Below are 25,098 nucleotides of genomic sequence, written 5' to 3' on the forward strand. Positions count from 1 at the left end.
CCATGACAATCGAATTTCAACGCTGGCCCGACGATCTGACGCGCCGGTACCGCGAGCGCGGTTACTGGATCGACAGGCCGCTGAGCGGCATCCTCACCGAACAGATCGAGCGCCGGCCGGACGCGACGGCGCTGATCTGCGGCCACCGCCGCTTCACCTACGCGGATATCGACCGGCAATCCTCCAATCTGGCCGGACATCTCTCCGCCGCTGGCATCGGCAAGGGCGACACCGCGCTGGTACAGTTGCCGAACATTGCCGAGTTCTATCTCGTCTTTTTCGCGCTGATGAAGATCGGCGCTTCCCCCGTCAACGCACTTTTCAGCCATCGCCGGCTGGAAATGACCTCCTATGCGGAGCAGATCGCGCCGAAGCTGGTGATCGGCTCGCGCAGCCACGAGCTTTTCGCCAATGACACATTTTTGGAGGCGCTGAAGGCGGCTTCTCCCGGGCTTACCCTGACCCTTCTGCTTGGCGAAACAGATCCGCGGTTGAGCCTGGAACGGCGGCTGGCCGCCCCTGCCGAAAACCCACCCGTTTACGCCCCTTCCGCCGCCGATGAAGTGGCGCTGTTCCAGCTTTCCGGTGGCAGCACCGGTACGCCAAAACTGATCCCCCGGACGCATAACGACTATGATTACAGCGTTCGGGCCAGTGCGGAAATCTGCGGCCTTTCGCCTGAGACCCGCTTCCTCTGCGCCATTCCGGTGGCGCATAATTACCCGATGAGTTCGCCCGGCGCGCTCGGTGTGTTCCACGCCGGCGGTGCGGTGGTCATGGCTGCCAATCCGGAACCACTTGCCTGCTTCGATCTCATCGAAAAACACGGCGTTAACATTGTGCCGCTGGTGCCGCCAGCGGTTGCGCTGTGGCTGCAGGCGGCGCCCGCCCATCGCGAAAGGCTGAAGTCGCTCAAGCTCCTGCAGGTCGGCGGTGCAAGCTTCGCCGAGGCTTTGGCCCGCCAGGTGCCGGAAGTGCTGGGCTGCGATCTGCAACAGGTCTTCGGCATGGCGGAAGGTCTGGTGAACTACACCCGCTTCGGTGACCCCGACCATATCGTCTTCACCACGCAAGGCCGGCCGATCAGCCCGGATGACGAAATCCGCATCGTTGACGAGGACGGCAACGACGTGCCCGAGGGCGAAGCCGGCATGCTGGCAACGCGTGGCCCCTATACGTTCCGGGGCTATTACCGCGCGCCCGAACACAGCGCCCGGGTCTTCGACAAGGATGGCTTCTATTACTCGGGCGACGTCGTGCAGCGCACGCCCGAAGGTTATCTGAGGGTCGTTGGCCGGGTGAAGGACCAGATCAATCGCGGCGGCGAAAAGGTCGCTTCGGAAGAGGTGGAAAACCTGATCCTGCGGCATCCGGATGTCACCCATGCGGCTCTGGTGGCGATGCAAGACGAACTTCTCGGCGAAAAAAGCTGCGTCTTCGTCGTGTCGCGCAATCCCGCTCTCAAGGCGCCGGCTATTCGCCAGCACCTCGCAGGCCTCGGCGTCGCGGATTACAAGCTGCCGGATCGTGTGCGCTTCATCGACGCCATGCCCCTCACCGCCGTCGGAAAAATCGACAAAAAACGCCTGCGCGATCTGCTGACGACCCCCGTCGCCGTCAGCGCCTGACATTCCGCACCCATCGAAAGGGACGCCAAAATGGCGTCCCCATGTTCCTAAATGCGCCAGCCCAGCCGGTGCCGCACAAACCGAGGTCATCATGACGATCCCCACCATTTCCGACTATCCCATGCCGGTCGCCGCGAGTTTTCCGGCCAACAAGACAAAATGGCAGCCCGATGCGAAACGCGCCGTCCTCCTCATCCACGACATGCAGCGTTATTTCCTGCGGTTCTACGAGGCCGACGGAAAGCTGATGACGACCCTCATCGACAATCTCGCCAAGGTGAAGACATGGGCCGTTCAAAACGGCGTCCCTGTCATTTACACCGCCCAGCCGCATAATCAGCCGCCCGGCGACCGCGCTCTTCTTAACGACATGTGGGGACCGGGTCTGACCGTCGTTGATCCCGAACTGCAGAAGGTGGTGGACAAGCTCGCCCCCACGCCTGACGACGTGGTGCTGACCAAATGGCGCTACAGCGCTTTCCAGCGCTCCGACCTTGCCGAACGTATGAAGGGCTGGAACCGTGATCAGATCATCGTCGGCGGCGTTTATGCCCATATAGGCTGCATGATGACGGCAGTGGAAGCCTTTATGAAGGACATCCAGCCGTTCATGATCGGTGATGGCGTTGCCGATTTTTCCGAGGCGGAGCATCGCATGGCGCTGCAATATGTGGCCACACGCTGCGGCGTGGTGATCGATGCCGCAAGCCTTGTCGGCGCGGGAAAGGGCGACGATATCAACGAATGGCTGAAAGCCCGCGTCCTGCAGATGGTGGAGGATGAGAGCGATATCGACCCCGACGAAAACCTGATCTTCTACGGGCTGGATTCCCTGCAGGTGATGAAGCTTGCCGGAGAGTTGAAGGAACGCGGCGTCACCGTCGGCTTCGATGAGCTTGCGCGTGTGCCCACTCTCTCCGCTTGGTGGACGCTGATCGACCAAAAGCGGCTCGCGGCCTGAGCGGACAAAAAAGATGACGCAACAGAGATTTACCGGGCGGCGCGTGCTGGTGACGGGTACGGCTCAGGGCATCGGCCGCCGCATCGCCGAACGTTTCATCGAGGAAGGGGCCGATCTCATCGGCCTCGACCTCCAGGCCAGAACGGCGGAAGCGCCCTTCCGCCAGATCGCACTCGACATCACCGATGCGGCGGCGGTGGAGACGGCCTGCAAGGCGATCGAGACCGAATGGGGCGGGCTCGACATTCTCGTCAATGCCGCCGGCATATTGCGGCTCGGCGACAGTGAAAGCCTGACGCCCGCAGACTGGAAGGCGTGCATGGATGTCAACGCTGCCGGGCCGTTCCATATGCTGAGACAGTGGAGCGCCACCTTCAAACGGCAGCGGCGCGGCGCAATCGTCAATATCGGCTCCAATGCCGCCGTCGTGCCGCGCATCGGCATGATGGCCTATTGCGCCTCCAAGGCGGCGCTGGTCAGCCTCAGCCATTGCGCCGCCCTCGAGCTTGCGCCCTATGGCGTGCGCTGCAACGTCGTTTCACCCGGGTCCACCGATACGCCGATGCTTGCCGGCATGTTGAGCGATCCTGCCGGCAAGGACCGGCTGGTCGCCGGCCTGCCCGAGCAGTTCAAGCTCGGCATTCCGCTCGGCAAGATCGCAAGGCCGGACGATATTGCCGATACCGTGCTGTTCCTCGCCTCCGATCAGGCCGGGCACGTGACGATGCAGCAGATCGTGGTTGATGGCGGTGCCACGCTTGCGGCTTGAATTCGAGCCGTTGGATTGAGAGTAAGGGACATGGACGTTGTAACGGCGTTTGATCACGACGCCATCTCCGGCGATCCACCCGAGGCCATCTGGCCTTGGCCGGACGACATATGCGGCTGCCATTGCCTTACCCTTCGTTTCAGCGCCGATGAGGGCTGCGGCGGCGAGGTCCCTCCCTTGCCGCCGCAGCTTTCAAGCGCCACGCAAAGACGCAAGGCGGAATTCATCGCGGGGCGCAGATGCGCTGCGGAAGCCATCCGCCGCCTGACCGGCCGTTCCATCTTTCCCGGTATGGGCGAGGACCGTGCGCCTCTCTGGCCCGAAGGGGTGATTGGCGCAATTTCCCACAGCGAGGGTACGGCGATTGCGCTTGTCGGCTGCTGTCGACAGTTTCGCGGTATCGGCGTCGATATCGAAAAACTGCTGACAGAGGAGGAGGCCCGCGATATCGCCCCACAACTCCTGACCGCAAATGAGCGCTACAACCTCGGCAACATTATCGATCCCTTCATCACCGGCTTGATTTTCTCGGCCAAGGAAAGCCTGTTCAAGGCGCTGTATCCCATGGTGGAAAAGCTGTTCTTTTTCGAGGCGGCCGAATTATCCCGCCTGGACGCAAATGGCTCGGGATCCTTGTGCCTGACGGCTGAACTCAGCGAGGAATGGCGGTGCGGAACGGAGGTTCCTTTCCGTTTCTGCCGCTTCGAGGGCCAGCTCCTCACCCGCGTCCTTATCCCGCATTGAGGGAAAAACAGCGGATTCATAACCGCGACAATCATATTTTAAACCTGTCTTCCCGTCATCCGAGTGAAACACTCGGAAGGTACGCAGCCTGTGGAATGATTCCAAACATTGAACGGTGGAGACACGATATGACCGACATCGATACGAGCAAATTGTCCTGGGACGAGTGGGACGAACTGCAGAACCCGCCGCCGGACGAAACCGATTTCGACCGCGTGGTCGAAACCGCGATTTCCCGCCGCGGCTTTCTGGGCGGCGTGCTCGCCTTCGGTTCGGCCGCAGCCGCCATGGGCACGCTCGGCAACCTGATGAGCAGCACCTCGGCCGAAGCGCGGGAAGCCGCTGTCGGCCGTTTCCCCTTCAAGCCGGTTGCCGCCGCCACCGACCACACCATCCATGTGCCGGAAGGCTATAACTGGAAGCCGCTGGCGAAATGGGGCCAGCCGCTGTTCTCCAACGTTCCTGATCTCGACCCCGCAAAGGGCGTCAGCGTTGAAAATTCCGACAAGGTCTTCGGCGAAAATACCGACGGCATGGAACTCTTCGTGGTGGGCAACCACCAGCTGATCGCCGTCAATCATGAATATGTGAACCCGGAAACCAACCTGCCGCACGCCGAAAAAGGCAACCCGAAGACGGCCGACGACGTGAAGATCCTGCAGAACATGCAGGGCGTCACCGTCATGGAAGTCGCGGAAGACAAGGACGGCTGGAAAATCGTTCTCGACAGCCCTTTCAACCGCCGTATCCACCACAACACGCCGATGAAGCTTTCCGGCCCGGCCGTAGGCTCCGATCTCGTCAAGACCGCCGCCGACCCCAAGGGTGTCGACTGTCTCGGCACCTTCAACAATTGCGGCGCAGGCCGCACGCCCTGGGGCACCTACCTCACCTGCGAAGAGAACTTCAACGGCTATTTCGGCACCACCGACGCCGCCTTCAAGCTGCCTGACGATTACAAGCGTTACGGCATCGTCGCCGAGACCCGCTACGCCTATGAGAAGTTCGACGCCCGTTTCGACGTTGCCAAGAACCCCAATGAACCACGCCGCGCCGGTTACGTGGTGGAGATCGATCCCTCGGACGCCAAGTCCACGCCGATCAAGCGCACCGCGCTTGGCCGCATCAAGCATGAAAACGCCGCCGTGGTGATCGCCCGTGACGGCCGTGTCGTCGTTTACATGGGTGACGACGAGCGCGGCGAGTTCCTCTACAAATTCGTCTCCAGCGGCATCTACGTGCCGGGCGGCGACACCTCCAAGCTGCTGGACGAAGGCACGCTTTACGTCGCGAAGTTCTCCGATGACGGTGCCGGCGAGTGGCTTGCCCTGACGCCGGAAACCACGGGCATGAAGATCGACGAAATCTGCGTCTTCACCCGCCAGGCCGCTTCCAAGGTGGGCGCGACGACCATGGACCGCCCGGAATGGGTCGCCATCAACCCCGTCGCCATCGAAGCCTATTGCGCGCTGACCAACAACAGCCGCCGCGGCGAAATGAAGGACGGCAAGCTGCGCGCCAATGCCGGTGGCGACGCCATGGCGATCAATGCCGCCAACCCGCGCGAGAAGAACGAATACGGCCAGATCGTGCGCTGGTATCCGGAAAATGATGACCATGCGGACGGCAAGTTCAAGTGGGACCTGTTCTGCATGGCCGGTAACCCCGCCGTCCACAAGGACGCCTATGCCGGCTCCCCGAACATCAACGAAGGCAACATGTTCAATTCGCCTGACGGCATGATGTTCGACTCGACCGGCCTGCTCTGGATCCAGACCGATGGCGAGGACACCAATGAAGGCAACTTCGCCGGCCAGGGCAACAACCAGATGCTGGCGGGCGACCCGGCCACTGGCCGCATTGAGCGCTTCCTGACTGCGCCGAAGGGTTCCGAAGTCACCGGCCAGACCTGGTCCGCCGACAAGCGCACCCACTTCGTCGGCATCCAGCACCCCGACGCCCCCTTCCCGGACGGCGAAGGCAAGCTGCCCCGCTCGACCGTCATCGCCATCAAGCGCGACGACAATGTGAAGATCGGCTGACGCACAGGCATGAACGGAACCGGATCGCGAGGGAATTGCCATCCGGTTTCACGATAAATCGCCGCGTGCCCGAAAGGACACGCGGCGTTTTGCCTGTGTTCGTGAATGAACGTTCGGATATCGTCGTATGGCGCAGATTTATCCACCTTTCGCAAGAACCTGCATGGCAGCGCTCCCCGGCCAAGTGTAGATGTAGATTATCTCCACCTGCTTGTTGGGCCTCTCTTGGATCAGATACTCGCAATTCGAACATTTGTCCGCGTCGCCGAAGCCGGGTCCTTCGCCAAGGCGGCGGATATGCTGAACCTTCCTCGGTCCTCAGTCAGCAAGCTGGTGCAGGATCTCGAGGCACATCTCGGAACAAAGCTCGTGGAGCGCACCACGCGGTCGGTCACGATGACCACGGAGGGCGTCGCCTATCACGAACGCGCGCTGAAGCTCCTCGCCGATCTCGATGACATGGACGGCACTATTGCCGGCTCCCGCAGCACACCCAAAGGAAAGCTGCGCGTCGACATCGGCTCTGTGCTGGCAAACCAGATCCTTATCCCGGCACTTTCGGATTTTCAGCGCCATTATCCAGAAATCGATCTCATGCTCGGTGTCAGCGATCGCCCCGCCGATCTCGTCAGTGAGGGTATCGATTGCGTCATTCGCGGCGGGGCGCTGGGTGACTCATCAATGAAGGCGCGAAAGCTGTGCGAGCTGGACTACGTCATTTGCGCATCGCCCACTTATCTGGCTGGTCTGCAGTTGCCGGAGCGACCTGACGATATCGAGAAGCATCGGATCGTCTCCTACTTCTCCGCGTCATCTGGAAAGAGATTTCCATTGCGTTTTCAGCGCGGCGAAGAGCGAAGCGAGTATCTCCCGGCCTCTGGCGGCGTTTCCGTCAACGAGAGTACCGCGCATCTGAACGCGCTGCTGTCGGGACTGGGAATTGGCCAAAGCTTCGGATTTCTCGCGCGGCCCCATTTCAAGAGCGGGGCGCTGGTTGAACTTCTCCCCGACTGGAAGCCGGACAATCATCCCCTTCATCTCGTCTATCCCGCTGATCGTTTCCCAAATCCGCGGCTACGCGCCTTCACGGAATGGGCAGCGAAGGTGTTCGAAGCGGTCGACGCACGGCGCGATGTGACGAAGACGACTATCCATCCAGATGGATAATGTCTCCATCCTGAGCGGCTTCTCTCCACCGGGCTGACGAACTAACTTCTCCTCATCGGACGGTGACGAGGCCAATGACCCGCGCCACATCCCGAGCAAATTCAGAACTTCAACAGGCCGTGCATTCGGGCTGAACCATTTCGCGCGCCCAAGCATCAGGAGAGTTAACATGGCCAACAGGCTTCAAAACAAGATCGCCGTCATCACCGGAGCAACCAGCGGCATCGGTCTTTCGACGGCCAAGTTGTTCGCTGCCGAAGGCGCACGCGTCTATATCACAGGCCGCCGCAAGGCCGCTCTGGACGAAGCGGTGGCAGAAATAGGACAGGGCGCAGTCGGCGTACAGGCGGACTCCTCGAGCAACGCTGACCTCGACAAGCTGTTCGCCCAGGTGAAGGCGGAACAGGGCCGCCTTGACGCCCTCATCGTCAATGCCGGTGGCGGCACCATGCTGCCGCTCGGCCAGATCACCGAGGAGCAGATTGACGACACCTTTGGCCGCAACGTGAAAGCTGTGATCCTGACCGTGCAGGCGGCACTTCCGCTGATGGGCAAGGGCTCGTCCATCGTGCTGACGGGTTCGACTGCCGGCACCGAAGGCACGGCTGCCTTTTCCGTCTATTCCGCTTCCAAGGCCGCGGTGCGCAACCTGGCTCGTTCCTGGGCTCTCGACCTCAAGGGCACGGGCATCCGCGTCAACGTCATCTCGCCCGGCGCCACGCGCACACCAGGCCTCGTCGAACTTGCAGGCGACGACAAGGAACAGCAGCAGGGCCTGCTCGACTATCTCGCCTCTCGCATCCCTCTCGGTCGCGTCGGCGAAGCCGAGGAAATCGCCAAGGCGACGCTGTTCCTCGCCTCCGATGATGCGAGCTTCGTCAACGGCGCCGAGCTCTTCGCGGACGGCGGCCAGGCACAGGTTTAACGCTGAATCGCAGTGGCGGGTGGCCTCCGTTTCGAAACAAGAAATCAAGATGCGTGCTGCCGTCAATCGCCTGCACAGAGAGCCTCAGGACGTTCTTCAGGCCGTCGAGCTGGCTTCTCGAATGACCAAATGCCGCGCTAAAATGCGCGGCGTTGCTCATGTTTGACGGCGTCCATGAAGCTCAAACCGTCGGGACACGCCGATCCCCTCCAGAAATGCCTCGTCGTGGCTGACGACCAGAATTGCGCCGTCATACGCTTTCAGGCCGGCCTCCACGATCGCGACGGAATCAAGATCGAGGTGATTGGTCGGTTCATCGAGTATGAGAAGCTGCGGCGGCTTCTGGTTGCCAAGGACGCAGGCAAGGCCGGCGCGCAGCATCTGGCCGCCAGACAGATGCCGCACATCCTGCAAACCGGCGTCGCCGCGAAACAGGAAGCGGGCAAGAGCGGCCCGGCAGGCGTTATCACTGGACCGCGGGTTGAGACGCATGAAATTGTCCCGGACGGATAGCCCGGGTCGCAGCAAGCTGACCTTCTGGTCCAGCAACGCGCAAGCAACCTCAACTCGGACCGAACCAGAAAATGGCGCGAGAGACCCGGTGATGACGGAAAGCAGCGTCGTCTTTCCCGAACCGTTCGGCCCCGCCACCGCAATCCGTTCCGGACCTGTAATCGCAAGCGACAGATCGGACAGGACAGGCGCATTGCGTTCGTAACCCGCAGTTACGTCTTCCAGCCGCAGAACCGTCTTTGACGCCACCAGTCCGGTGGACGGTATGGACAGCATGAATGGTTCAAGCACCTCAATGCGCCCTCGCGCCTCTGCGACGTCTGCCTTGGCCTCCCCCGTCATTCGGCGCGCCGTGGCGGCGTTGTCACCGCTTGTCTGCTCCGCCCGCATGGCGCGCCCTCCGGCCGAAATTCTCGGTATTCCTCCTTCCGCCGCCTTCCTTTTGCCTGCACCATCGCGACGAGCCTGCCGCTCGGCCGTCTCCTGCGCCCTGCGCTCGACGGCGCTGAGCCGCTTCTCGGCCTCGGACAGTTCATGCCTGGCATTGTCAAGCTCCAGTGCCTTGCGATCGCTGTAGTGGTCCCAGTTTCCGCCATAACGACTGATACCGAGCGATGTCAGTTCAGCAATGCTGTCGACCGTTTCGAGCAATTCACGATCATGGCTGACAATGATTGCGCCGTGACGCCAGCCGCTCACAAGTTCGATCACTGCAGTCCGACCGTCACGGTCGAGGTTGTTCGTGGGTTCGTCGAGGATCAGGAACTCCGGTGCATGATAGATTTGAGCGGCAAGCGCTGCACGGGTGCGCTGCCCGCCGGAGAGTCGGGCGAGCAGTGTCGTCGCGGGCATGGACAGGCCGAAGCGCGCGAGTGCCGCCTCGATATTCGTCTCAAGCATCCAATCAATATCGGCCAGTTCCTCCAACGTCGCGCCACCCGCCTGCGCCCGTTCAAGCACAGCGAGCGCTTCACGCGCGCCAAAGAGATCGGCAATCGTCTCATCTTCGGCCACCTGGACGCTTTGACGCAGGATGTGGATACCCGACGGTGCAGAGACAGAACCCGAAGATGGTGTCAATTCGCCGGCGATCAGCTTCAAGAGCGTCGTCTTGCCGGCGCCGTTACGACCGACAAGCCCGACACGCTCCGGGCCGAACACAATATTCAGATTGGTGAAAAGCGAACGACCGTCAGGCGTGAACCAGGACAGATTGGAGAGTGTGATAAAGTGGGTCATGGACAAGGTTTTCCCGCATGGCAAGGCAAAGTGGCGTTGCTATCGGGTTGAAATCCATTGTCGACCATCCTGTTGTTGCTGCGGACCGATGGAATGTAGCGCTTGCAAATGGGGCATTCAAGGCCGCTTCAATAACGGCCTGCGCTCTTTTCAAGCATCGGCGGCTGACGGTCTTGTGTTCGCTCCACATCCGGCGTCAGGGGGCAATGATTTCGCCGACATGGTCATTCACGGGCACAGTTCAAACTTCTCCGGGGCCGCGAACCATGCGAGCAGACTTTTCAGTCAGGGGCATCAAAGAGCGAAAGATAGCGCTCGCCGCTATCCGGAAACACGACCGCAATCGTCTTGCCGTCGTTTTCCGCGCGGCGGGAAAGCGCGATCGCGGCAAAGATGGCCGCACCGGATGAGGTTCCCACAAGGAAGCCCTCCTCTCTGGCCACCGCAAGCGCTGCCCGCCGCGCCTCTTCGGTGGTAACGGCAATGACTTCATCCACGACGCTCTTGTCGTAGGTCTCCGGCAAGGTCCCTTCCTCCACCTCGGTCACCTTGTGGACGCCTTCGATCGTGGAAGCGTCGGGGTTTTCGGGGGATGGAACGGACTGCGGTGTCGGCTCGGCAACAACGATCCTTATCTCCGGTTTTTGCGCCTTCAGGAAGCGCCCGGCACCGGACACGGTGCCGCCCGTACCAACGGTGGCGACCAGGATATCGACGTCACCTTCGGTATCGCGCCAGATTTCCGGCCCGGTCGTCTCGAAATGAACCTGCGGGTTGGCATCATTTGAACGCTGGCCGGTATAAAATGCATCCGGATTTTCAGCCTTGATCCTGTCGATGATGCGATGGATGGCATGAGGCTGGAAGAGCTCCTCATTTTCGATCAGTTCGATCTCGGAGCCGAACTGCCTGAGGATGTTGATCTTGTCTTCGCTGATGGTATTGCGAAGATAAAATTTCGTGCGGTAGCCGCGTGCGGAGGCAACCGCCGCAATTCCGATGCCTGTATTGCCACTGGTCAAATCAAAAAGAAGATCGCCCGGCTTCAATCGGCCGCTCTTCTCAGCCTCACGTATGATGCCCCAGGCGGTGCGGTCTTTGACACTGCCTGCGGGATTGAGGTACTCGATCTTGGCGAGAATGCGCGATTGGAGATTGTATTTCGTCCGAATTCTGGCGAGTTCCACCAGCGGCGTATTGCCGACGAGTTCTGTGAAATCCCGATAAATCCTGCCCAATTTCACTATCCTGTTTGCACTGCGTGGATACCGAACAACAGGCTCCAATGCGTATCGCCCGTCGGACCGCATGTTTTGATCATGCTTCGGATTTTTCCTTCTGCGTTTGCGGTGCTATCCCCACGCCTCCATTTGGCGCTGGTGAGGCGCCGTTCACGGCGAAATCTCCAACGATACGGTCGTGATAGATACGGGGATTGTGTGAGGTTATCGTGCGGGCGTTTCGCCAGTGACGATCAAGACCATGGCTGCGTTTTGCGGCTGAGGCGCCAAGCGCATCGAAGAGGACAGTGGACGCATCCAGGACAAGGTTGCTGACGACAGTAACCGACTGGCTGACTTCCAGCTCCGCGTCACGGTTCGCAGATGCAATGCGCTTCTCGTCTCCAGAGAGATTGGCATCATAGGCAGCCTGCAGGGCTTCTGCGGCCTTTAACACGATGGCGCCGGCGCTATAGGCCGCACCCCTGATCCGCCCCACGACCTGAAGCACCTGAGGGTCTTCAGAAAAACGCGCGGCGTTACTGCGTTGATAGACGCGTTTGCGCTCCGCAACATGGCGGGCGATTTCCAATGCGGCCGCGCGGCCGATCCCGGCAAGCGAGGCCAGATGGACGAGCTGGAAAAAGCCGCCTGAATAGCTGAAACGAAGCGCGCTCGGCTTGATGAGGTCCTCGGAAATCGCCACGTCGGTAAATCGCGCCGTGCCGCTGGCCGTCAGCGCCTGTCCGAAACCATCCCAGTCGTTGACGATTTCGACGCCTTCAGCCTTTGTGGGAACAAGCGCGCCAACCGGTACACCATCGCCATCCACGGCTCCAAGCGTGATCCAGTCGGCATAGAGCGAGCCGGTCGTATAATATTTCTCGCCATTCAGCCGCCAGCCGCCGCCATCCCGGGTGAGCTGGGTGGAATAGGTTCCAAGTTTGGCATCCCCGATTTCCGAAAAGCCGCTGCCAATGGTTTCGCCACGTCCGATCCGCTCCAGCCACGCATCCCGCCATGGCGAAGGTGGTGCATTCAGCAGATCCTCCGTAAAGCCGAGATGGCTGCGGTAAGCATTGGTGAGGTTGGGATCCGCCTGCGCGAGTTCAATGATCAAGCCAAAAAGCTCGGGAAGCGTCAGGCCCAGACCACCAAATTTCTCCGGCAGGCGCAATCTGGAAAAGCCGGCCTTTTTCAAAGCTTCGTAGTCATCGAAACGAAGCTCGCGTTCCAGATCGTGTCGTATTGAATCTTTGCCGATTTCGGAAAAAATTCCCCGAAACCTCTCGGCGATCGCGTCAAAACGTTTGCTGGGCGCAGAACCCCAGGCATGGCTGGCATTGGTCATTGCAAATTCCTGTCTGTGGAGCAGTCTGGCGAACACCCGGCCGGGTCTAGGCGGCTGCCGCTTCGGCACCCTGTTCGAAGTCGTGTAAATGGGGCGCGATTTCGAATCCTCTGCGTTTCAGCCAGTGGGCCACGACCCTGGCGCGGGCGCCGAGCAGGTCATCCACCAGAATGACCCGGGCACCGCGCACCGCGATCGTTCGATAGGCGACACCGAGAAGCTGCCCGCCTTCCGACGAAATTGAGCCCTGCAGATGGGAAGTCTCGAACTCTTCCGGTGTGCGCACGTCCAGGAAATAGGTCGTTCGTGATGGGTCCTTCAACCATGTCTCGGCAGTCGGACGGTCGATGAAGCGCAGATCGTCATCCCTGGAAAAGGCCTTCAACCGCGCCTCTGCAATCTCTTTCGCTTTGGCGCTGACATGCGAATATGTTCGGGAGCGGCCTGTTTCCAGCTCAAATCCATCATCCGTCCAGCCGCGCGTCCCATCATGCAGGTAACTGACATCGTTTTCGACACCGGCGTCGATCAATGTCTGCGCGCCGAGAATTGCGCGGGGCAGGCCCGCGCAGGAGACGACGACCCTTGTTTTTGGCGAGGGAACGAGATCGGAAAAGCGCAGCAGGAGTTCGGCACCCGGCACACCGATCGCACCGGGCACATGTGCCTTTTCATATTCCGGCAATGTGCGCGTATCGAGGATGACAACATCCTCACCGGCTTCCTGCCACGCCTTGAGCTCACGCGCAAAAACCACAGGCGTGTTTTTCTCGCCTCGCACCTTCTGAACGAAAGGAACGCCAGGAATATCGAATGTCGGCAACGCCTCGACGCCACCTTCGATCCATGCCGGGATTCCGCCACGCAGAAAATGAATGTCGGTCCAACCCTTGGCGGCAAGCCGTTCGGCCGCCTGCTCCGCGCTGCCTTTTCCATCATCCACCAGCACGGTGCGCACGACGGGGCGAGGAATGAAGCGATCGATTTCCGCCTCAAGCCTGTCAACCGGAAGGTTCGTGGCAAATAGCGGTGAAGCATACCCCACTTCCTCGGCGGTACGGATATCCAGAACCGCAAGTTCCCTGCCATCCCGCAGCCATTCGATGAGACGATCTTTTGTTACAGCAAATACGGACATTGCGTTTTCTCCTGACAAATCCGGAATTTTCATGCGGGGTTTCAAGCGGTCGGATCGAGCCACAGATCGCCGAAACTCCAGTTCAGCCCCTGCGCGCCGGTGACATAATTCCTGACCCGCTTGTGCGCCACGATCTGGCTTCCCGCCGCCACGAGATCGACGGAGGCAACGTCGTCATGGATAAGATGCTGGAACTTGCTCCAGGTTACCCAGCGTTTCTTCGGATCCGGTTCGATGGCGGCCGCCTCAAGAAGCGCATCCGCCTCTGGATTGGCGTAGTTTGCCGCATTGGAAAAGGGCAGCCCGATCTTGAAATTCTTGCTCCAGTAGGCGCGCTGGATGCCGAGCGACGGGTCGAAGGTATTGGAGAGGGATTCCACCACCAGATCAAAGGCGCGGTCGGTGTAGACAGTTTTCAGATAGGTCGGCAGGTCGTATTTGCGGATTTCAACGGCAATGCCGATCTTTTCAAGCTGGCTGCGAAGAACATCGGCATAGCCGGGCGTTAGATAGGAATTATACGTCAATCGTACTGGAAAACGCTTGCCGTCCTCCTTGCGCGGATATCCCGCCGCGTCGAGTAACTTTTCCGCTTCTTTCGGGTCGTAGGCATATGGCTTGACCGAAGCATCATACCAGTTGGGAAGGGCCGTGCTGACGGGGCTGGGTGATATCTGCGCATAACCGAAGAGCGCTACATTGACGATCTCATCGAGGTTGATTGCCTTCGCAATGGCCAGGCGAACATCTTTCTTGCGGAAGATTTCGTTATCGTAATTGAAGAACAACTGCTGCTGCGGACCCGCATAGGCATAGGTGTTCGTATCCAGAACGAGATCGGGGTTCTGCTTCAGCCGTTCGAGATCCGCCAGCGGCACGGGGTTGTCGCCAAGATCGACTTCCCCCGTCTCCAGCGCCACTGCCCGCGCAGCCGGGTCGGTGATGATGCGCAGGATGATGCGATCAAGATAGGGTTTGCCAGCATCCCAATAATCGGGATTTCGATCGAAGATCAGATGGCTCCCCGGCGTCCATTCGGTCAGTTTGAAGGGGCCGGTGCCAATAGCAGTCTGCAGCGTCTGGCCATCGGCGGGCTTCAGCTTTTCGAAAATATGCTTCGGCACGATCGGCGATTCCGAACTCGATTGCGCAGCAATGAGAAACGGTGCGGGTTTGGACAGAACGATAATGGCAGTGAGGGGATCAGGCGTCTCCACCGCCTGAACGTTCTGGTAGGTTATGCGGCCGCGCGGGTGTGCTTCTTTCAGGCGGAAAATCGAAAAGGCAACGTCTTCCGATGTAAAATCTTTGCCGTCATGCCATTTCACATTTGGCCTGAGTTTGAACGTATAACGCAGGTGGTCATCGGAAACGGACCATTCCGTTGCCAGCAAGGGCTGCGGCTTGAGGTCGAAATCGAATGTGAGGAGGCCTTCAACAATCTTTGGGCCGATCGCCTGCCCCGTGCCTGACGATGTGTTGATGGCGAAAAGCGCGTTGCCGGGATCGACACGATAGAGCAGCCTGAGCGTGCCGCCGGAGACGGGCCGGCTCGCATCGCCACCCGCCGCGAACACCGAACCAGGCAGGGCCGTTCCTGCCGTTGCCAAAAGAAGCATTTTATTGAACTGCCGGCGTCCGATCGTCATGAAAATCCCCGTTTGAAAACGTCGTTTCGATGACGAAAGCATCGGGGCAATGCGGCGCATTCCTAAGGATAAAATTCTTCCTCCTAGTCGAAGAAATCATTCCTTGCGGAATTTTATTTCAATACTTACGCAAGCAGGCACCAAAACTCGCGCTGAATTGCCCCATCCATCGGGATCTTCGTTGCGCATCCGGAGCAGATGGTGGAATGCGAAGAAATCTCGCCGGCGTTTGTTTCAGCATTCCCGTGGAAATGTTGTTTCATCGCAAAATCGCGATTGAGAAGGACATTGCTCGGCAGATGCCTCGGCCGGCCATATCAAATCACAGGAATTTGCCGCCTTTCTGATCCGCACATTCGAGCCCGACCCTTCCACCCCCAATTATGGAGTTTCATCCGATGACCCCGCCCAGTCCGATTACCAAACTGGAAATCCCACAGCAGCGCGTCGAGGCCCGTTATGGAACGCAGGCCGATTTTTCTCCGCCTTTCTGGAATGACACCATCGACGCCTTGCTGAACCATCGCACCGCCCGCGCCTATCTGCCCAAGGCTCTGCCGGAGGGCAGCCTGGAGCTTCTGGTCGCCGCCGCGCAATCAGCGCCCACATCATCCAATCTTCAGGCGTGGAGTGTGGTTGCGGTGCAGGACAAGGAGCGCAAGGCACGACTGGCGGGTTTCACCGGCGGCAACGCCCATATAAAGGATGCCCCCCTTTTCCTCATCTGGCTTATCGACCTGAAGCGGCTGCGCACGGTCGCTTCACGCCAGGGGAATGAGGGTGAAGGACTGGATTACCTGGAAAGCTTCCTGATCGGCGCCATCGACGCTGCATTGGCAGCGCAGAACGCTGTTGCCGCAATTGATTCAGTCGGCCTGGGCTCCTGCTACGTCGGCGGCATCCGCAACAGGCCGGAGGACGTGGCCCGCGAACTCAACCTACCTGCCGAGACGGTTGCCGTCTTCGGCCTGACGGTCGGCTATCCTGACCCGGCGGTAAAAACAGATGTCAAACCGCGCTTGTCACAATCATCCGTTCTGTTTCATGAAACCTATTCGGAACCCGCCCACGATGACCTCAATTCTTATGATGAGGTATTAAAGGTGTTTCAGGAAAAACAGGGCCTGCCCCAAAATGGCTGGACAGGGCCCATTGCCCAGCGTGTGGAGAACGCCGCCGCGCTGAAGGGCCGTGCGGAACTGAGCCGGACGCTGCGTCGCCTCGGTTTCGCTATCAAATAAATTCCATTGCGGCTGACGGTATAACGAAGACGCGCCCTTGCCCCGGCGATACAAGGCGCGGGCCGGGGCGGCGCAATCTCTCCCGAAATCACCGGTTTCGGGAACTTATTTTCTATAAAATTAGTAGATATAGAATGACCGGTCTTCCTTTGCCCCGCTCGAAGGCCTTACGATCCGTTCAGAATGCTCCTGAACGCATCCTGCCACCGTCCTCAACCGCCGCCGAAACCGCCGAACCAATCACCACACCAATATCTCCGTAAATCCGGAGCGTAAAAAGACAGGACGAGAAACGACAGATGCCACGTTATGTTATCATTGGCGCCGGCGCGGTGGGCGCGAGCCTTGCAGCACAGTTTGCACTTTCCGGCATTGATTATGCACTTTTCGGGCGGGGAGCCCAGATAAGCCATATCAGGCAGCATGGCCTCACCTTTCAACGACCCGCACAGACGCGGCAGATCGATCTGAAGGTCTTCGACCTGACGGATCTTCCGGAATTGAGACGGGATGATATCCTCCTGCTCACGGTGAAGGCTCAGGATGCCATAAGCGCACTCGCCTTCTGGTCCTGGCAGAACGTCTCCAGCACGACGGCACCGGCGGCTGCACAGCTGCCTATAGTGACTTTTCAGAATGGACTGGCGACTGAAGCCAATGCCCTGAGAACATTTTCCAGGGTCTATGGCGCAAGCATTCTGACACCGGCGCGGTTCACAGAAACCGGGAAGGTGGTGGTTGGCGGCGAGCCGCAACTGGGCATCGTGACGGTCGGGCGTTTTCCGCTCGGACAGGATGAGGTGACGACGCAGGTCACGGCAGACCTCAACAGGGCGGGATATCTTGCCGAGGCCAGCGACGATATCCGCCGCTGGAAAGCAGCAAAGCTCCTTCACAACGTTCGCAACGTCCTCGAACTGTTCGACGGTCCGGCCGATCTGAACGACAAGATCAGCGCGGCGCTGGTGGATGAAGCCCGCCATGTGCTCGACGCGGCAGGTTACACCCTCGCCTCGCCCTCCGAGCGAACCGTAGACATCTCGAACTGGCGAGTAGCGCCGAACAGCGGCATTCACCCGGGCCAGCAATCGACGTGGCAGAGTTTCAGGCGCGGAGCCTCAAGTGAGGTGGATTTCCTCAACGGAGAGATCGTATTGCTCGGCCGGCTTCACAATGTGCCAACGCCCTATAACGACGCTGTTCAGACGCTGGCCGGCAAACTGGCGCAACAGGGCGGGTTTTCAAAGCCGCTGCCGCTCGATGCAATCACGTCGCTCATCGCCGGCCCGGACCAGCCGGCGCAGCCGAATCCCGCCAGCCCTTCGTGACCGGCGGCCTCAAGCAGTGCGATTTATCAAACGACAGTGTGAAACGATATAATGAGAGAAGCCATATCAGACCATATACTCACCGCCGCCGGCACGCTCTTCTATCGCGAAGGCATCCGGGCTGTCGGCATCGATCGGATCATCGAGGAAGCGAATGTCGCGAAGGCGACGCTCTACCGGCATTTCCCTTCGAAGGATCATCTTGTTGCAGCCTATCTGGAAGCGCGTCATGAGCGGGTGATCCACGCGCTTCAGAACGTGGTGGATGCGGACATGGCTCCGAAGGAGCAGATCCGGCTGATTTTCGAGCAACTCCACGAAAAGGCCGACAGCCCGGATTTTCGCGGCTGCGCCTTCGCTCTCGCGGTTGCCGAACATGGCGAATCCGAGCGGGTCGTGTTCGTTGCGCGTACCCATAAGGCCAAGGTCAGGGACCTGTTCGCCGCTATCCTGGCGAGGGCCGGCAGCACAGTGGAGATCGCCGCCGCCCATCTCTCACTTCTCTACGAAGGGGCGCTGGCGACCGTCGCGGTTGGACGCGACCCCAAGGCGGTGCTGATCGCGCGTGACTGCGCTCTCTCCGTTTTCGCCACGGCCGCCGCCTCCACCGATCAACCGAACTGAAAGCAGCAGACAATGACAAAGACGATCGATTATTTCTTCAGCATCGGCTCACCCTGGGCCTTCATTGGTGTTGAACCCTTTGCCGCCCTGGCGAAACAGCAGGGCGCCACTATCCGCCCTCACCTTATTCCGCTGATCGAGGAAAACGGTGGCATTTACTCGAAAAATCGCCCGGTGGCCAGACGCGTTTACTGGATCACGGATCTGAAGCGGTGGGCGGCATTGCGCGGAAAAGTGCTCAATTTCGACAATCGCGCTGCGCTCTCGGATCCGTCCCCGGCAGGCCTGATGGTTGCGGCGGCAATCGAAACCGGTGAAGACTGGCTGAAGCTTGCAGTTGCACTGCAGGAGGCTTTCTGGGTCCGCCGTGAAGACATCGGCAAGGCCGACATCCGCCAGGCCATCGCGACGGCTGCAGGCTTCGATGCTGTAGCCCTCGATGAACATGGCAAAAGCGACGCGGTTGCTGTCTTGCAGAAGGCGAGCTTCGAAGCTGCCAGGGCCGCCGGTGTGTTCGGGGTTCCGACCTATCGCTATCAGGATGAACTCTACTGGGGGCAGGACAGCCTTCCGTTCCTCGAGCGTCATCTCAGGGGCGAAAAACTGGCCGCCTGATGTTCACTGCCAGATGGCGTCGCCGGCCGCGCGCCTCGCCCTCAAGGTTTGTAAGTCTGTCGCAGTGTTTTGCGACCCGCCTACACGGAATGTTTTATGCCTGACCTGTCTCCTTCTCTCATCCGATCCCTGCGAGACCTCCTCGGGGAGCGTCTTTCAACGTCGCCGACACTGCGCGAGCAGCACGGGCGCGGCGAGGCGCATCACGCAGCCGCCTTTCCCGATGCGGTCGCTTTCGCGGAAACCACCTCCGAAGTGTCCGAGATCGTGCGGCTATGTGCGGCGGAAAGCGTGCCCGTCATCGCTTTTGGCGCCGGCACTTCCCTGGAAGGGCATCTGACAGCCGTCAATGGCGGAGTCTCGATCGACCTTTCACGCATGTCGAAAATCACCCGTATCAGCAGTGAAGATCTGGATTGTACGGTCGAGGCCGGGGTAACGCGGGAGCAGTTGAACACATATCTGCGAGACATGGGACTGTTCTTTCCCATCGATCCCGGCGCAAACGCTTCGATTGGCGGCATGGCTGCAACCCGCGCTTCCGGCACCAACGCCGTCCGCTACGGAACAATGCGTGAAAACGTACTGGGCCTGACCGTGGTGCTGCCGACCGGCCAGGTTATCAAAACCGGCGGTCGCGCCAGAAAGTCTTCTGCCGGATACGACCTGACGCGGCTGTTCGTGGGTTCGGAAGGAACGCTGGGGATCATCACCGAAATAACCCTTCGCCTCTATGGAATACCCGAAACCATCTCGGCGGCGCTCTGCTCTTTCGAGAGCGTCGAACAAGCAGTCGCGGCGGCCATTCAGGTCGTGCAACTCGGCATCCCCGTCGCCCGCATGGAGCTCATGGACCGTGGCCTGATCACGGCCGTCAATGCCTATTCCGGGCTGGAGCTGAAGATCGAGGACACATTGGCTTTCGAGTTTCACGGCTCGCCCGCCGGCGTTCAGGAGCAGGTCGATATGGTGTCCGCCATTGTGGAAGACCATGGCGGCAAGGATTTCGAGTGGGCCAACGCCCCCGAAGAACGCAATCGCCTCTGGAAAGCGCGCCACAACGCGTTTTATGCTGTCGTATCGCAAAGGCCAAACGCCAAAGGCTGGTCTTCGGATGTCTGTGTTCCGGTCTCGCAGCTCAGCAACTGCATATTGAAGACCCGCGAGCTCCTGCAGGATTGCAGCGTACCGGCTGCCATTCTCGGCCATGTCGGCGATGGCAATTATCATGTCGTCTTCGCGGTCGATCCCGGCAATGCGGAAGAGCTCGGCGAGGTGGCGGCCATCAACAAGAAGATGGTGCAATACGCCCTCTCGGTCGGCGGCACCTCGACCGGCGAACATGGCGTGGGCACCGGCAAGATCGCCTACCTGCGTGAAGAACATGGTGACGCGGTCGATCTTATGGCGCTCATCAAACATGCAGTCGATCCAGCCGGCATCATGAATCCCGGCAAAATCCTGCCGAGATAGAATGTTACTTTGCGATCCGCGACCGCTGGGGCGACACGATGAATTCTTTCAAGACTCACAGTTCTCACTGGGGCGCCTTCTCCGGGCGGCTCACAAATGGGCGACTGGAGATAAAGCCTCACTCCGGCGACCCCCATCCATCCCCGCTACTGGGCAATCTTCCGGCGATCGCCGACAGCCCCGTCCGCATCCGACGGCCCGCTGTCCGGCGGGGGTGGCTTGAGCGCGAAACCGACCATGCACAGCGGCGGGGCGCTGACGACTATGTCGAGGTCAGCTGGGCCGAAGCGACGACACTGGTCGCCGACGAACTGAGGCGGGTCTACGACAGTCACGGTCCAAGCGCCGTGTTCGGCGGCTCTTATGGCTGGTCCAGTGCCGGTCGCTTTCATCACGCGCAAAGCCAGATCCACCGCTTCTTGAATGTCCTCGGCGGATATGTCCGGTCGGTCAACACCTATAGTTCCGGTGCGGCCATGGTCATAATCCCCCATGTCCTGGGCCCTTATGACAGCTTCGACCGAAAGAGCGTGACCTGGGATGCCATCGAACGCAGCAGCGAGCTGGTGCTCGCCTTTGGCGGGATGGCGATCAAGAATGCCGATGTCCACGGCGGAGGGATCAGCACGCACACGGTCCGGCAAAAACTTGCCGGCGCGAAGGCTCGCGGTGCGCATTTCACATTCATCAGCCCTCTGGCAGACGATTTCCCCGCTGAGGCGGATGCCGAGTGGCTTCCCATCATCCCGGGCACCGACGTGGCGATGATGCTCGGGCTGGCGCACGTCCTCGTTACGGAAGGGCTGCACGACCGGACGTTTCTGGAGCGTTATACGGTCGGATATGACCGGTTCGAAAACTATCTTCTCGGCAGGGAGGACGGCCAGCACAAGAGCCCGGAATGGGCGGCCGAAATCTGCAACATCGCGCCGGACACGATACGCAAGCTGGCGCGCAGGATGGCCGGTTCGAGAACCCTGATCACCGTCAGTCATTCGCTGCAGCGGGCCGATTACGGAGAGCAGCCGGTGTGGATGGGCATTGTGCTTGCCGCCATGCTCGGCCAGATCGGATCGGACGGCGGCGGATTTTCTTATTCCCTTGGCGCGTTGGGCAATATCGGCAAGAATCTGCTCGCCGTTCCCCTGCCAACGCTGCAGCAATTCAAAAACCCTGTGCCGGACTACATTCCCTGCGCACGCATCTCCGATATGCTGCTCAATCCCGGCGCCGAGTTCCATTACAACGGGCGCACGCTTCTTTATCCTGACATCCGGCTTGTCTATTGGGCGGGCGGCAATCCATTTCACCATCATCAGGATATCAACCGGTTGCGAGCCGCTTTCAGGCGGCCGGAAACGATCATCGTCCACGAGTCCGCCTGGACCTCCACCGCCAGACACGCCGATATCGTGCTGCCCGCCACGACCACGCTTGAGCGTGATGACATCGGTGCCGCCGATCGCGATCCGCTGATGATCGCCATGAAGCGCCTGATCGCCCCCGTCGGCGAAGCACGCGACGATTACGAAATATTCGCCGGCATTGCCCGCGAACTGGGCAGGTTCGAGGCCTTCACCGAAAACCGCAGCAGCGGAGAATGGCTTGCCTTTCTATACGAAACGACCCGTCAGGCACTTGCCGCGTCGGGCCATGAGGCGCCGGACTTTGAAACCTTCTGGGAACGCGGAGAACTGTCCCTTCCAGTCAAGCCGGACGACGGTGGACCGGCGCGCGCTTTCCTTGAGAATCCCGCAACGAAACCGCTGGCGACCCCCTCAGGAAAGATCGAGATTTTTTCCGGGACCGTCGAGGGTTTCGGTTATGATGACTGCAAGGGTCATCCGCGCTGGTATCCACCCAAAATGGAAACTCCAGACGATGCGCACCTCTATCCGCTGCATCTCGTCTGCAATCAACCATATCAACGCCTGCACAGTCAGCTGGACTATGGCGATTTCAGCCGTTCCACCAAGGTCATGGACAGGGAGCCCGTCCGTATCCATCCAGCCGACGCCTCGGCCCGTGGAATATCTGACGGCGATGTCGTAAGGCTTTTTAATCAGCGCGGCAGCTGCCTGGCGGGCGCCCTTCTCAGTGAAGACATCATGCCGGGGGTAATGCAGCTCGCTACCGGCGCCTGGTTCGAACCAGAGGATCCAACTGCCGAAAACTCGATATGCATCCACGGAAATCCAAATATTCTGACCCGCGATATCGGCACATCGAAACTGTCGCAGGCATCGACCGGCCAGATCGCGAAGGTGGATATCGAGCGCTTCACCGGGGCTCTGCCACCCGTGACAATTTTCCAGGCCATGCGATTTGTATCGCGAGACCAGGTCGGCCCAGACGCCGAGCCGTCGTCACTCCACGCCGGAACCCCCGCATTCCAAGGGGCCCTGAAACACCAATCCAAACAGCCGCCGAAATGACGATAAAATAATTCACTAAATCCATAGAAAAAGAATAACCAGTCTTTCTCCCTCACGCCTGACTGCTAGGTTAAGGGCAAGACGGACAGCGCAGAAGGGGATCGCGCCATGACTGGAATATGTAGAAGCGGGCGCGCTCCTCTGCCACGCAGGTTCTCGGGAACCGCTCGCTAGCGTCGCGTCGCCCAATCAGGCCACCAATGAACTTAAGCATCTCCTGCTCGGCCGAGAGGCCGGCGCGGCAACGGTTTGACATGCGTTTGAGCAGCCACCGCAGAAGCACGCGCATCCCAGGAGATGCCGAAATTGCAACGAAAAACTTTGGAATTTTCAGGATCATACAATGACAAAGCGTCCTTTCTCATCGTCTCTTTCGCGTCGTCGGCTGCTTCTTACGGCTTCGCTCGCTGTTTCCGCCTCGCTGTTTTTATCGACGGCTGCACCTTTGAGTGCTGTGGCCGCAGACACGCCACATGATGGCGGTGACATCACGTTTCTGATCGATTCCCTGGGCGACACGTGGATCCCCAACAACAGCGCGATCTCCAGTTTCCAGGGCCATATATGGGGTCATGTCACGGATAAGCTGCTGTACGTCGATGCCGAAGGCAAGGTCAGCCCGTGGATTGCCGAGCGCTGGGAGCAGAACGACACCGCGACGGAGTTCACCCTCCACCTCAAAAGCGGCGTGACTTTCTCCGATGGCGAACCGCTGGATGCCAAGGCCGTCGTTGCCAATCTCGACATCTGGTATGCCGGCCGCAAGAACGAGGGCATCAACCCGATCGGCCTCTTCCCCAAGACCTATGATCACGCCGAAGCGGTTGGTGCGACGACGGTCAAGGTTTTCTTCAAGAAGCCGACGCTCGGGTTCATTCCGACGCTTGGCTACCACGGCTCCATCCTGATCTCTCCCAAGACCATTGCCCAGCCTGCCGGCCAGCAGGCGGACCTCAGCAAGACCGCAGGCAGCGGACCGTATGTGGTGGAGTCCTGGAAAGAGGGCGACCACGTCACCCTGGTCAAGCGCAAGGACTATAATTGGGGTCCCGCCGCAGTCGGCCACACCGGCCCCGCATATCTCGATACCATCACCTACAAGCTGGTCTCTGAGCCATCCCTTCGCGTCGCCTCCGTTCAGTCCGGTCAGGCGGATGTCGCCTACAATGCCTCGCCCCAGGAACTGAAATCGCTCAAGGAGGAAGGCTTCACCATCGCGACCCCGCGTTATCTCGGCTTCGTCAACGGCTGGGCCGTCAACACCAAGCTTCAGCCCTATGATGATGTGAAGGTGCGTCAGGCACTTCAGGCAGGCATCAACCGTCAGGAAATCATCGACACAGTCTATACGCAGGACTGGAAGCTCGCGACGTCCTTCATCCAGAGCAACGTCCCGGGAGCCACGGATCACAGCGATCTCCTCGCCTATAACCCGGACAAGTCGGAAAAGCTTCTGGACGAAGCCGGATGGGTCAAGGGTGCGGACGGCGTTCGCGTGAAGGACGGCAAGCCGCTGGAATTGACGATCCATTCCAATCCTTATCTGGCAACCTCGAAATCAGTCGATGAGCTGATTGCCCAGCAGCTCGGCCGGCTTGGATGGAAGGTCAATATCAGGGCGTATGATGTCGTGACCTTTGGCGAGAAGGTCAAATTCGGTGGCGCCGCCGTTCCGGCATATGAAGTCACCCGCAGCTTTATCGACGCCGGCACGGTCGCAAGCATCCTGACCAACGCCAATAATGGCGAGAACTGGTTTGCGCTGGACGAGCGTGATGCGACGCTCAACGACCTGCGCGACAAGATCGCTGGTGCAGGTTCCGTCGAGGATCGGAAGCCTCTGCTCGATGGCCTGCAAAAATACGTGCTGGAACAGGGTTACTTCATCCCGCGCACGCAAATCGTCCAGCGCATTTACGTGCAATCGCCGAAGCTGAAGGGCGAAGTCTATAACGGCGTCGCTTATGCCAGCTATTACACAGCGTTCATTGCCGAATGACGCCAGCACCCACCGAGTAACGTCAAGGAGGTGACGG

Annotated in this window: 19 protein-coding genes; 14 read left to right on the forward strand and 5 right to left on the reverse strand. The window is 59.8% G+C overall.

What is annotated here, in order from left to right; translation table 11 throughout:
* Window positions 1-2 precede the first annotated feature (2 nt).
* From ACZ47E_RS20810 to ACZ47E_RS20840, 7 genes are all read left to right on the forward strand, one after another.
* Window positions 3-1,628 carry a (2,3-dihydroxybenzoyl)adenylate synthase gene (locus ACZ47E_RS20810; RefSeq protein ID WP_022562804.1) on the forward strand — a complete coding sequence of 542 codons (1,626 nt, stop codon included), beginning with the start codon at window positions 3-5 and terminating at the stop codon, window positions 1,626-1,628.
* A 91-nt stretch (window positions 1,629-1,719) separates the two neighbouring features.
* Window positions 1,720-2,589 carry an isochorismatase gene (locus ACZ47E_RS20815; protein ID WP_022562805.1) on the forward strand — a complete coding sequence of 290 codons (870 nt, stop codon included), beginning with the start codon at window positions 1,720-1,722 and terminating at the stop codon, window positions 2,587-2,589.
* A gap of 13 nt (window positions 2,590-2,602) precedes the next feature.
* Complete coding sequence (dhbA, locus tag ACZ47E_RS20820) at window positions 2,603-3,358, forward strand: 2,3-dihydro-2,3-dihydroxybenzoate dehydrogenase (protein ID WP_022562806.1); 756 nt, start codon at window positions 2,603-2,605, stop codon at window positions 3,356-3,358.
* 30 nt (window positions 3,359-3,388) lie between these two features.
* The gene (locus ACZ47E_RS20825; protein WP_022562807.1) at window positions 3,389-4,102 is read left to right on the forward strand and encodes a 4'-phosphopantetheinyl transferase family protein; all 714 of its coding nucleotides are present in this window, start codon (window positions 3,389-3,391) and stop codon (window positions 4,100-4,102) included.
* A gap of 128 nt (window positions 4,103-4,230) precedes the next feature.
* Window positions 4,231-6,144: a PhoX family protein gene (locus ACZ47E_RS20830; RefSeq protein WP_022562808.1), complete on the forward strand. Its 1,914-nt coding sequence runs from the start codon at window positions 4,231-4,233 to the stop codon at window positions 6,142-6,144.
* A 225-nt stretch (window positions 6,145-6,369) separates the two neighbouring features.
* The gene (locus tag ACZ47E_RS20835) at window positions 6,370-7,311 is read left to right on the forward strand and encodes a LysR family transcriptional regulator (RefSeq protein WP_034496907.1); all 942 of its coding nucleotides are present in this window, start codon (window positions 6,370-6,372) and stop codon (window positions 7,309-7,311) included.
* A 169-nt stretch (window positions 7,312-7,480) separates the two neighbouring features.
* Entirely contained in the window at window positions 7,481-8,236 is a 756-nt protein-coding gene (locus ACZ47E_RS20840) for an SDR family NAD(P)-dependent oxidoreductase (RefSeq protein ID WP_022562810.1), read from the forward strand.
* Between the two features lie 156 nt (window positions 8,237-8,392).
* On the opposite strand, the gene ACZ47E_RS20845 is transcribed toward ACZ47E_RS20840, so the two are convergent.
* From ACZ47E_RS20845 to ACZ47E_RS20865, 5 genes are all read right to left on the reverse strand, one after another.
* Entirely contained in the window at window positions 8,393-9,988 is a 1,596-nt protein-coding gene (locus ACZ47E_RS20845; RefSeq protein ID WP_022562811.1) for an ABC-F family ATP-binding cassette domain-containing protein, read from the reverse strand.
* Window positions 9,989-10,269: 281 nt separating this feature from the next.
* Window positions 10,270-11,232: a PLP-dependent cysteine synthase family protein gene (locus ACZ47E_RS20850; protein WP_234704080.1), complete on the reverse strand. Its 963-nt coding sequence runs from the start codon at window positions 11,230-11,232 to the stop codon at window positions 10,270-10,272.
* Window positions 11,233-11,305: 73 nt separating this feature from the next.
* Window positions 11,306-12,559 carry an acyl-CoA dehydrogenase family protein gene (locus tag ACZ47E_RS20855; protein ID WP_022562813.1) on the reverse strand — a complete coding sequence of 418 codons (1,254 nt, stop codon included), beginning with the start codon at window positions 12,557-12,559 and terminating at the stop codon, window positions 11,306-11,308.
* Window positions 12,560-12,605: 46 nt separating this feature from the next.
* On the reverse strand, window positions 12,606-13,697 hold the full coding sequence (locus tag ACZ47E_RS20860; protein WP_022562814.1) for a rhodanese-like domain-containing protein: 1,092 nt from the start codon (window positions 13,695-13,697) through the stop codon (window positions 12,606-12,608).
* A 41-nt stretch (window positions 13,698-13,738) separates the two neighbouring features.
* The gene (locus tag ACZ47E_RS20865; protein WP_022562815.1) at window positions 13,739-15,346 is read right to left on the reverse strand and encodes an ABC transporter substrate-binding protein; all 1,608 of its coding nucleotides are present in this window, start codon (window positions 15,344-15,346) and stop codon (window positions 13,739-13,741) included.
* A 398-nt stretch (window positions 15,347-15,744) separates the two neighbouring features.
* Here ACZ47E_RS20865 and ACZ47E_RS20870 point away from each other — a divergent pair, with 398 nt between their 5' ends.
* From ACZ47E_RS20870 to ACZ47E_RS20900, 7 genes are all read left to right on the forward strand, one after another.
* Window positions 15,745-16,587, forward strand: coding sequence for an NADPH-dependent oxidoreductase (locus ACZ47E_RS20870; RefSeq protein WP_006698371.1), 843 nt, complete (start codon window positions 15,745-15,747; stop codon window positions 16,585-16,587).
* A 299-nt stretch (window positions 16,588-16,886) separates the two neighbouring features.
* Window positions 16,887-17,915, forward strand: a complete 1,029-nt coding sequence (locus ACZ47E_RS20875; RefSeq protein WP_022562816.1) for a ketopantoate reductase family protein — start codon at window positions 16,887-16,889, stop codon at window positions 17,913-17,915.
* A 51-nt stretch (window positions 17,916-17,966) separates the two neighbouring features.
* Window positions 17,967-18,539, forward strand: coding sequence for a TetR/AcrR family transcriptional regulator (locus ACZ47E_RS20880; protein WP_022562817.1), 573 nt, complete (start codon window positions 17,967-17,969; stop codon window positions 18,537-18,539).
* A 12-nt stretch (window positions 18,540-18,551) separates the two neighbouring features.
* Window positions 18,552-19,154: a 2-hydroxychromene-2-carboxylate isomerase gene (locus tag ACZ47E_RS20885; protein WP_022562818.1), complete on the forward strand. Its 603-nt coding sequence runs from the start codon at window positions 18,552-18,554 to the stop codon at window positions 19,152-19,154.
* A gap of 96 nt (window positions 19,155-19,250) precedes the next feature.
* Entirely contained in the window at window positions 19,251-20,627 is a 1,377-nt protein-coding gene (locus tag ACZ47E_RS20890) for an FAD-binding oxidoreductase (RefSeq protein WP_022562819.1), read from the forward strand.
* 38 nt (window positions 20,628-20,665) lie between these two features.
* Window positions 20,666-23,062, forward strand: coding sequence for a molybdopterin guanine dinucleotide-containing S/N-oxide reductase (locus tag ACZ47E_RS20895; RefSeq protein WP_022562820.1), 2,397 nt, complete (start codon window positions 20,666-20,668; stop codon window positions 23,060-23,062).
* A 343-nt stretch (window positions 23,063-23,405) separates the two neighbouring features.
* Window positions 23,406-25,061: an ABC transporter substrate-binding protein gene (locus ACZ47E_RS20900; protein ID WP_022562822.1), complete on the forward strand. Its 1,656-nt coding sequence runs from the start codon at window positions 23,406-23,408 to the stop codon at window positions 25,059-25,061.
* The last annotated feature ends 37 nt before the right edge of the window (window positions 25,062-25,098 follow it).

This window comes from Agrobacterium sp. 5Ca39 (assembly GCF_055382365.1).

Excerpts from the sequence above, each read along its gene's own strand:
- ACZ47E_RS20840 (WP_022562810.1), top strand. The coding sequence starts at position 7,481 with ATGGCCAACAGGCTTCAAAACAAGATCGCCGTCATCACCGGAGCAACC.
- ACZ47E_RS20875 (WP_022562816.1), top strand. The coding sequence starts at position 16,887 with ATGCCACGTTATGTTATCATTGGCGCCGGCGCGGTGGGCGCGAGCCTT.
- ACZ47E_RS20900 (WP_022562822.1), top strand. The coding sequence starts at position 23,406 with ATGACAAAGCGTCCTTTCTCATCGTCTCTTTCGCGTCGTCGGCTGCTT.
- ACZ47E_RS20885 (WP_022562818.1), top strand. The coding sequence starts at position 18,552 with ATGACAAAGACGATCGATTATTTCTTCAGCATCGGCTCACCCTGGGCC.
- ACZ47E_RS20830 (WP_022562808.1), top strand. The coding sequence starts at position 4,231 with ATGACCGACATCGATACGAGCAAATTGTCCTGGGACGAGTGGGACGAA.
- ACZ47E_RS20890 (WP_022562819.1), top strand. The coding sequence starts at position 19,251 with ATGCCTGACCTGTCTCCTTCTCTCATCCGATCCCTGCGAGACCTCCTC.
- ACZ47E_RS20815 (WP_022562805.1), top strand. The coding sequence starts at position 1,720 with ATGACGATCCCCACCATTTCCGACTATCCCATGCCGGTCGCCGCGAGT.
- ACZ47E_RS20870 (WP_006698371.1), top strand. The coding sequence starts at position 15,745 with ATGACCCCGCCCAGTCCGATTACCAAACTGGAAATCCCACAGCAGCGC.
- ACZ47E_RS20895 (WP_022562820.1), top strand. The coding sequence starts at position 20,666 with ATGAATTCTTTCAAGACTCACAGTTCTCACTGGGGCGCCTTCTCCGGG.
- ACZ47E_RS20860 (WP_022562814.1), bottom strand. The coding sequence starts at position 13,697 with ATGTCCGTATTTGCTGTAACAAAAGATCGTCTCATCGAATGGCTGCGG.
- ACZ47E_RS20810 (WP_022562804.1), top strand. The coding sequence starts at position 3 with ATGACAATCGAATTTCAACGCTGGCCCGACGATCTGACGCGCCGGTAC.
- dhbA (WP_022562806.1), top strand. The coding sequence starts at position 2,603 with ATGACGCAACAGAGATTTACCGGGCGGCGCGTGCTGGTGACGGGTACG.
- ACZ47E_RS20825 (WP_022562807.1), top strand. The coding sequence starts at position 3,389 with ATGGACGTTGTAACGGCGTTTGATCACGACGCCATCTCCGGCGATCCA.
- ACZ47E_RS20880 (WP_022562817.1), top strand. The coding sequence starts at position 17,967 with ATGAGAGAAGCCATATCAGACCATATACTCACCGCCGCCGGCACGCTC.
- ACZ47E_RS20845 (WP_022562811.1), bottom strand. The coding sequence starts at position 9,988 with ATGACCCACTTTATCACACTCTCCAATCTGTCCTGGTTCACGCCTGAC.
- ACZ47E_RS20865 (WP_022562815.1), bottom strand. The coding sequence starts at position 15,346 with ATGACGATCGGACGCCGGCAGTTCAATAAAATGCTTCTTTTGGCAACG.
- ACZ47E_RS20855 (WP_022562813.1), bottom strand. The coding sequence starts at position 12,559 with ATGACCAATGCCAGCCATGCCTGGGGTTCTGCGCCCAGCAAACGTTTT.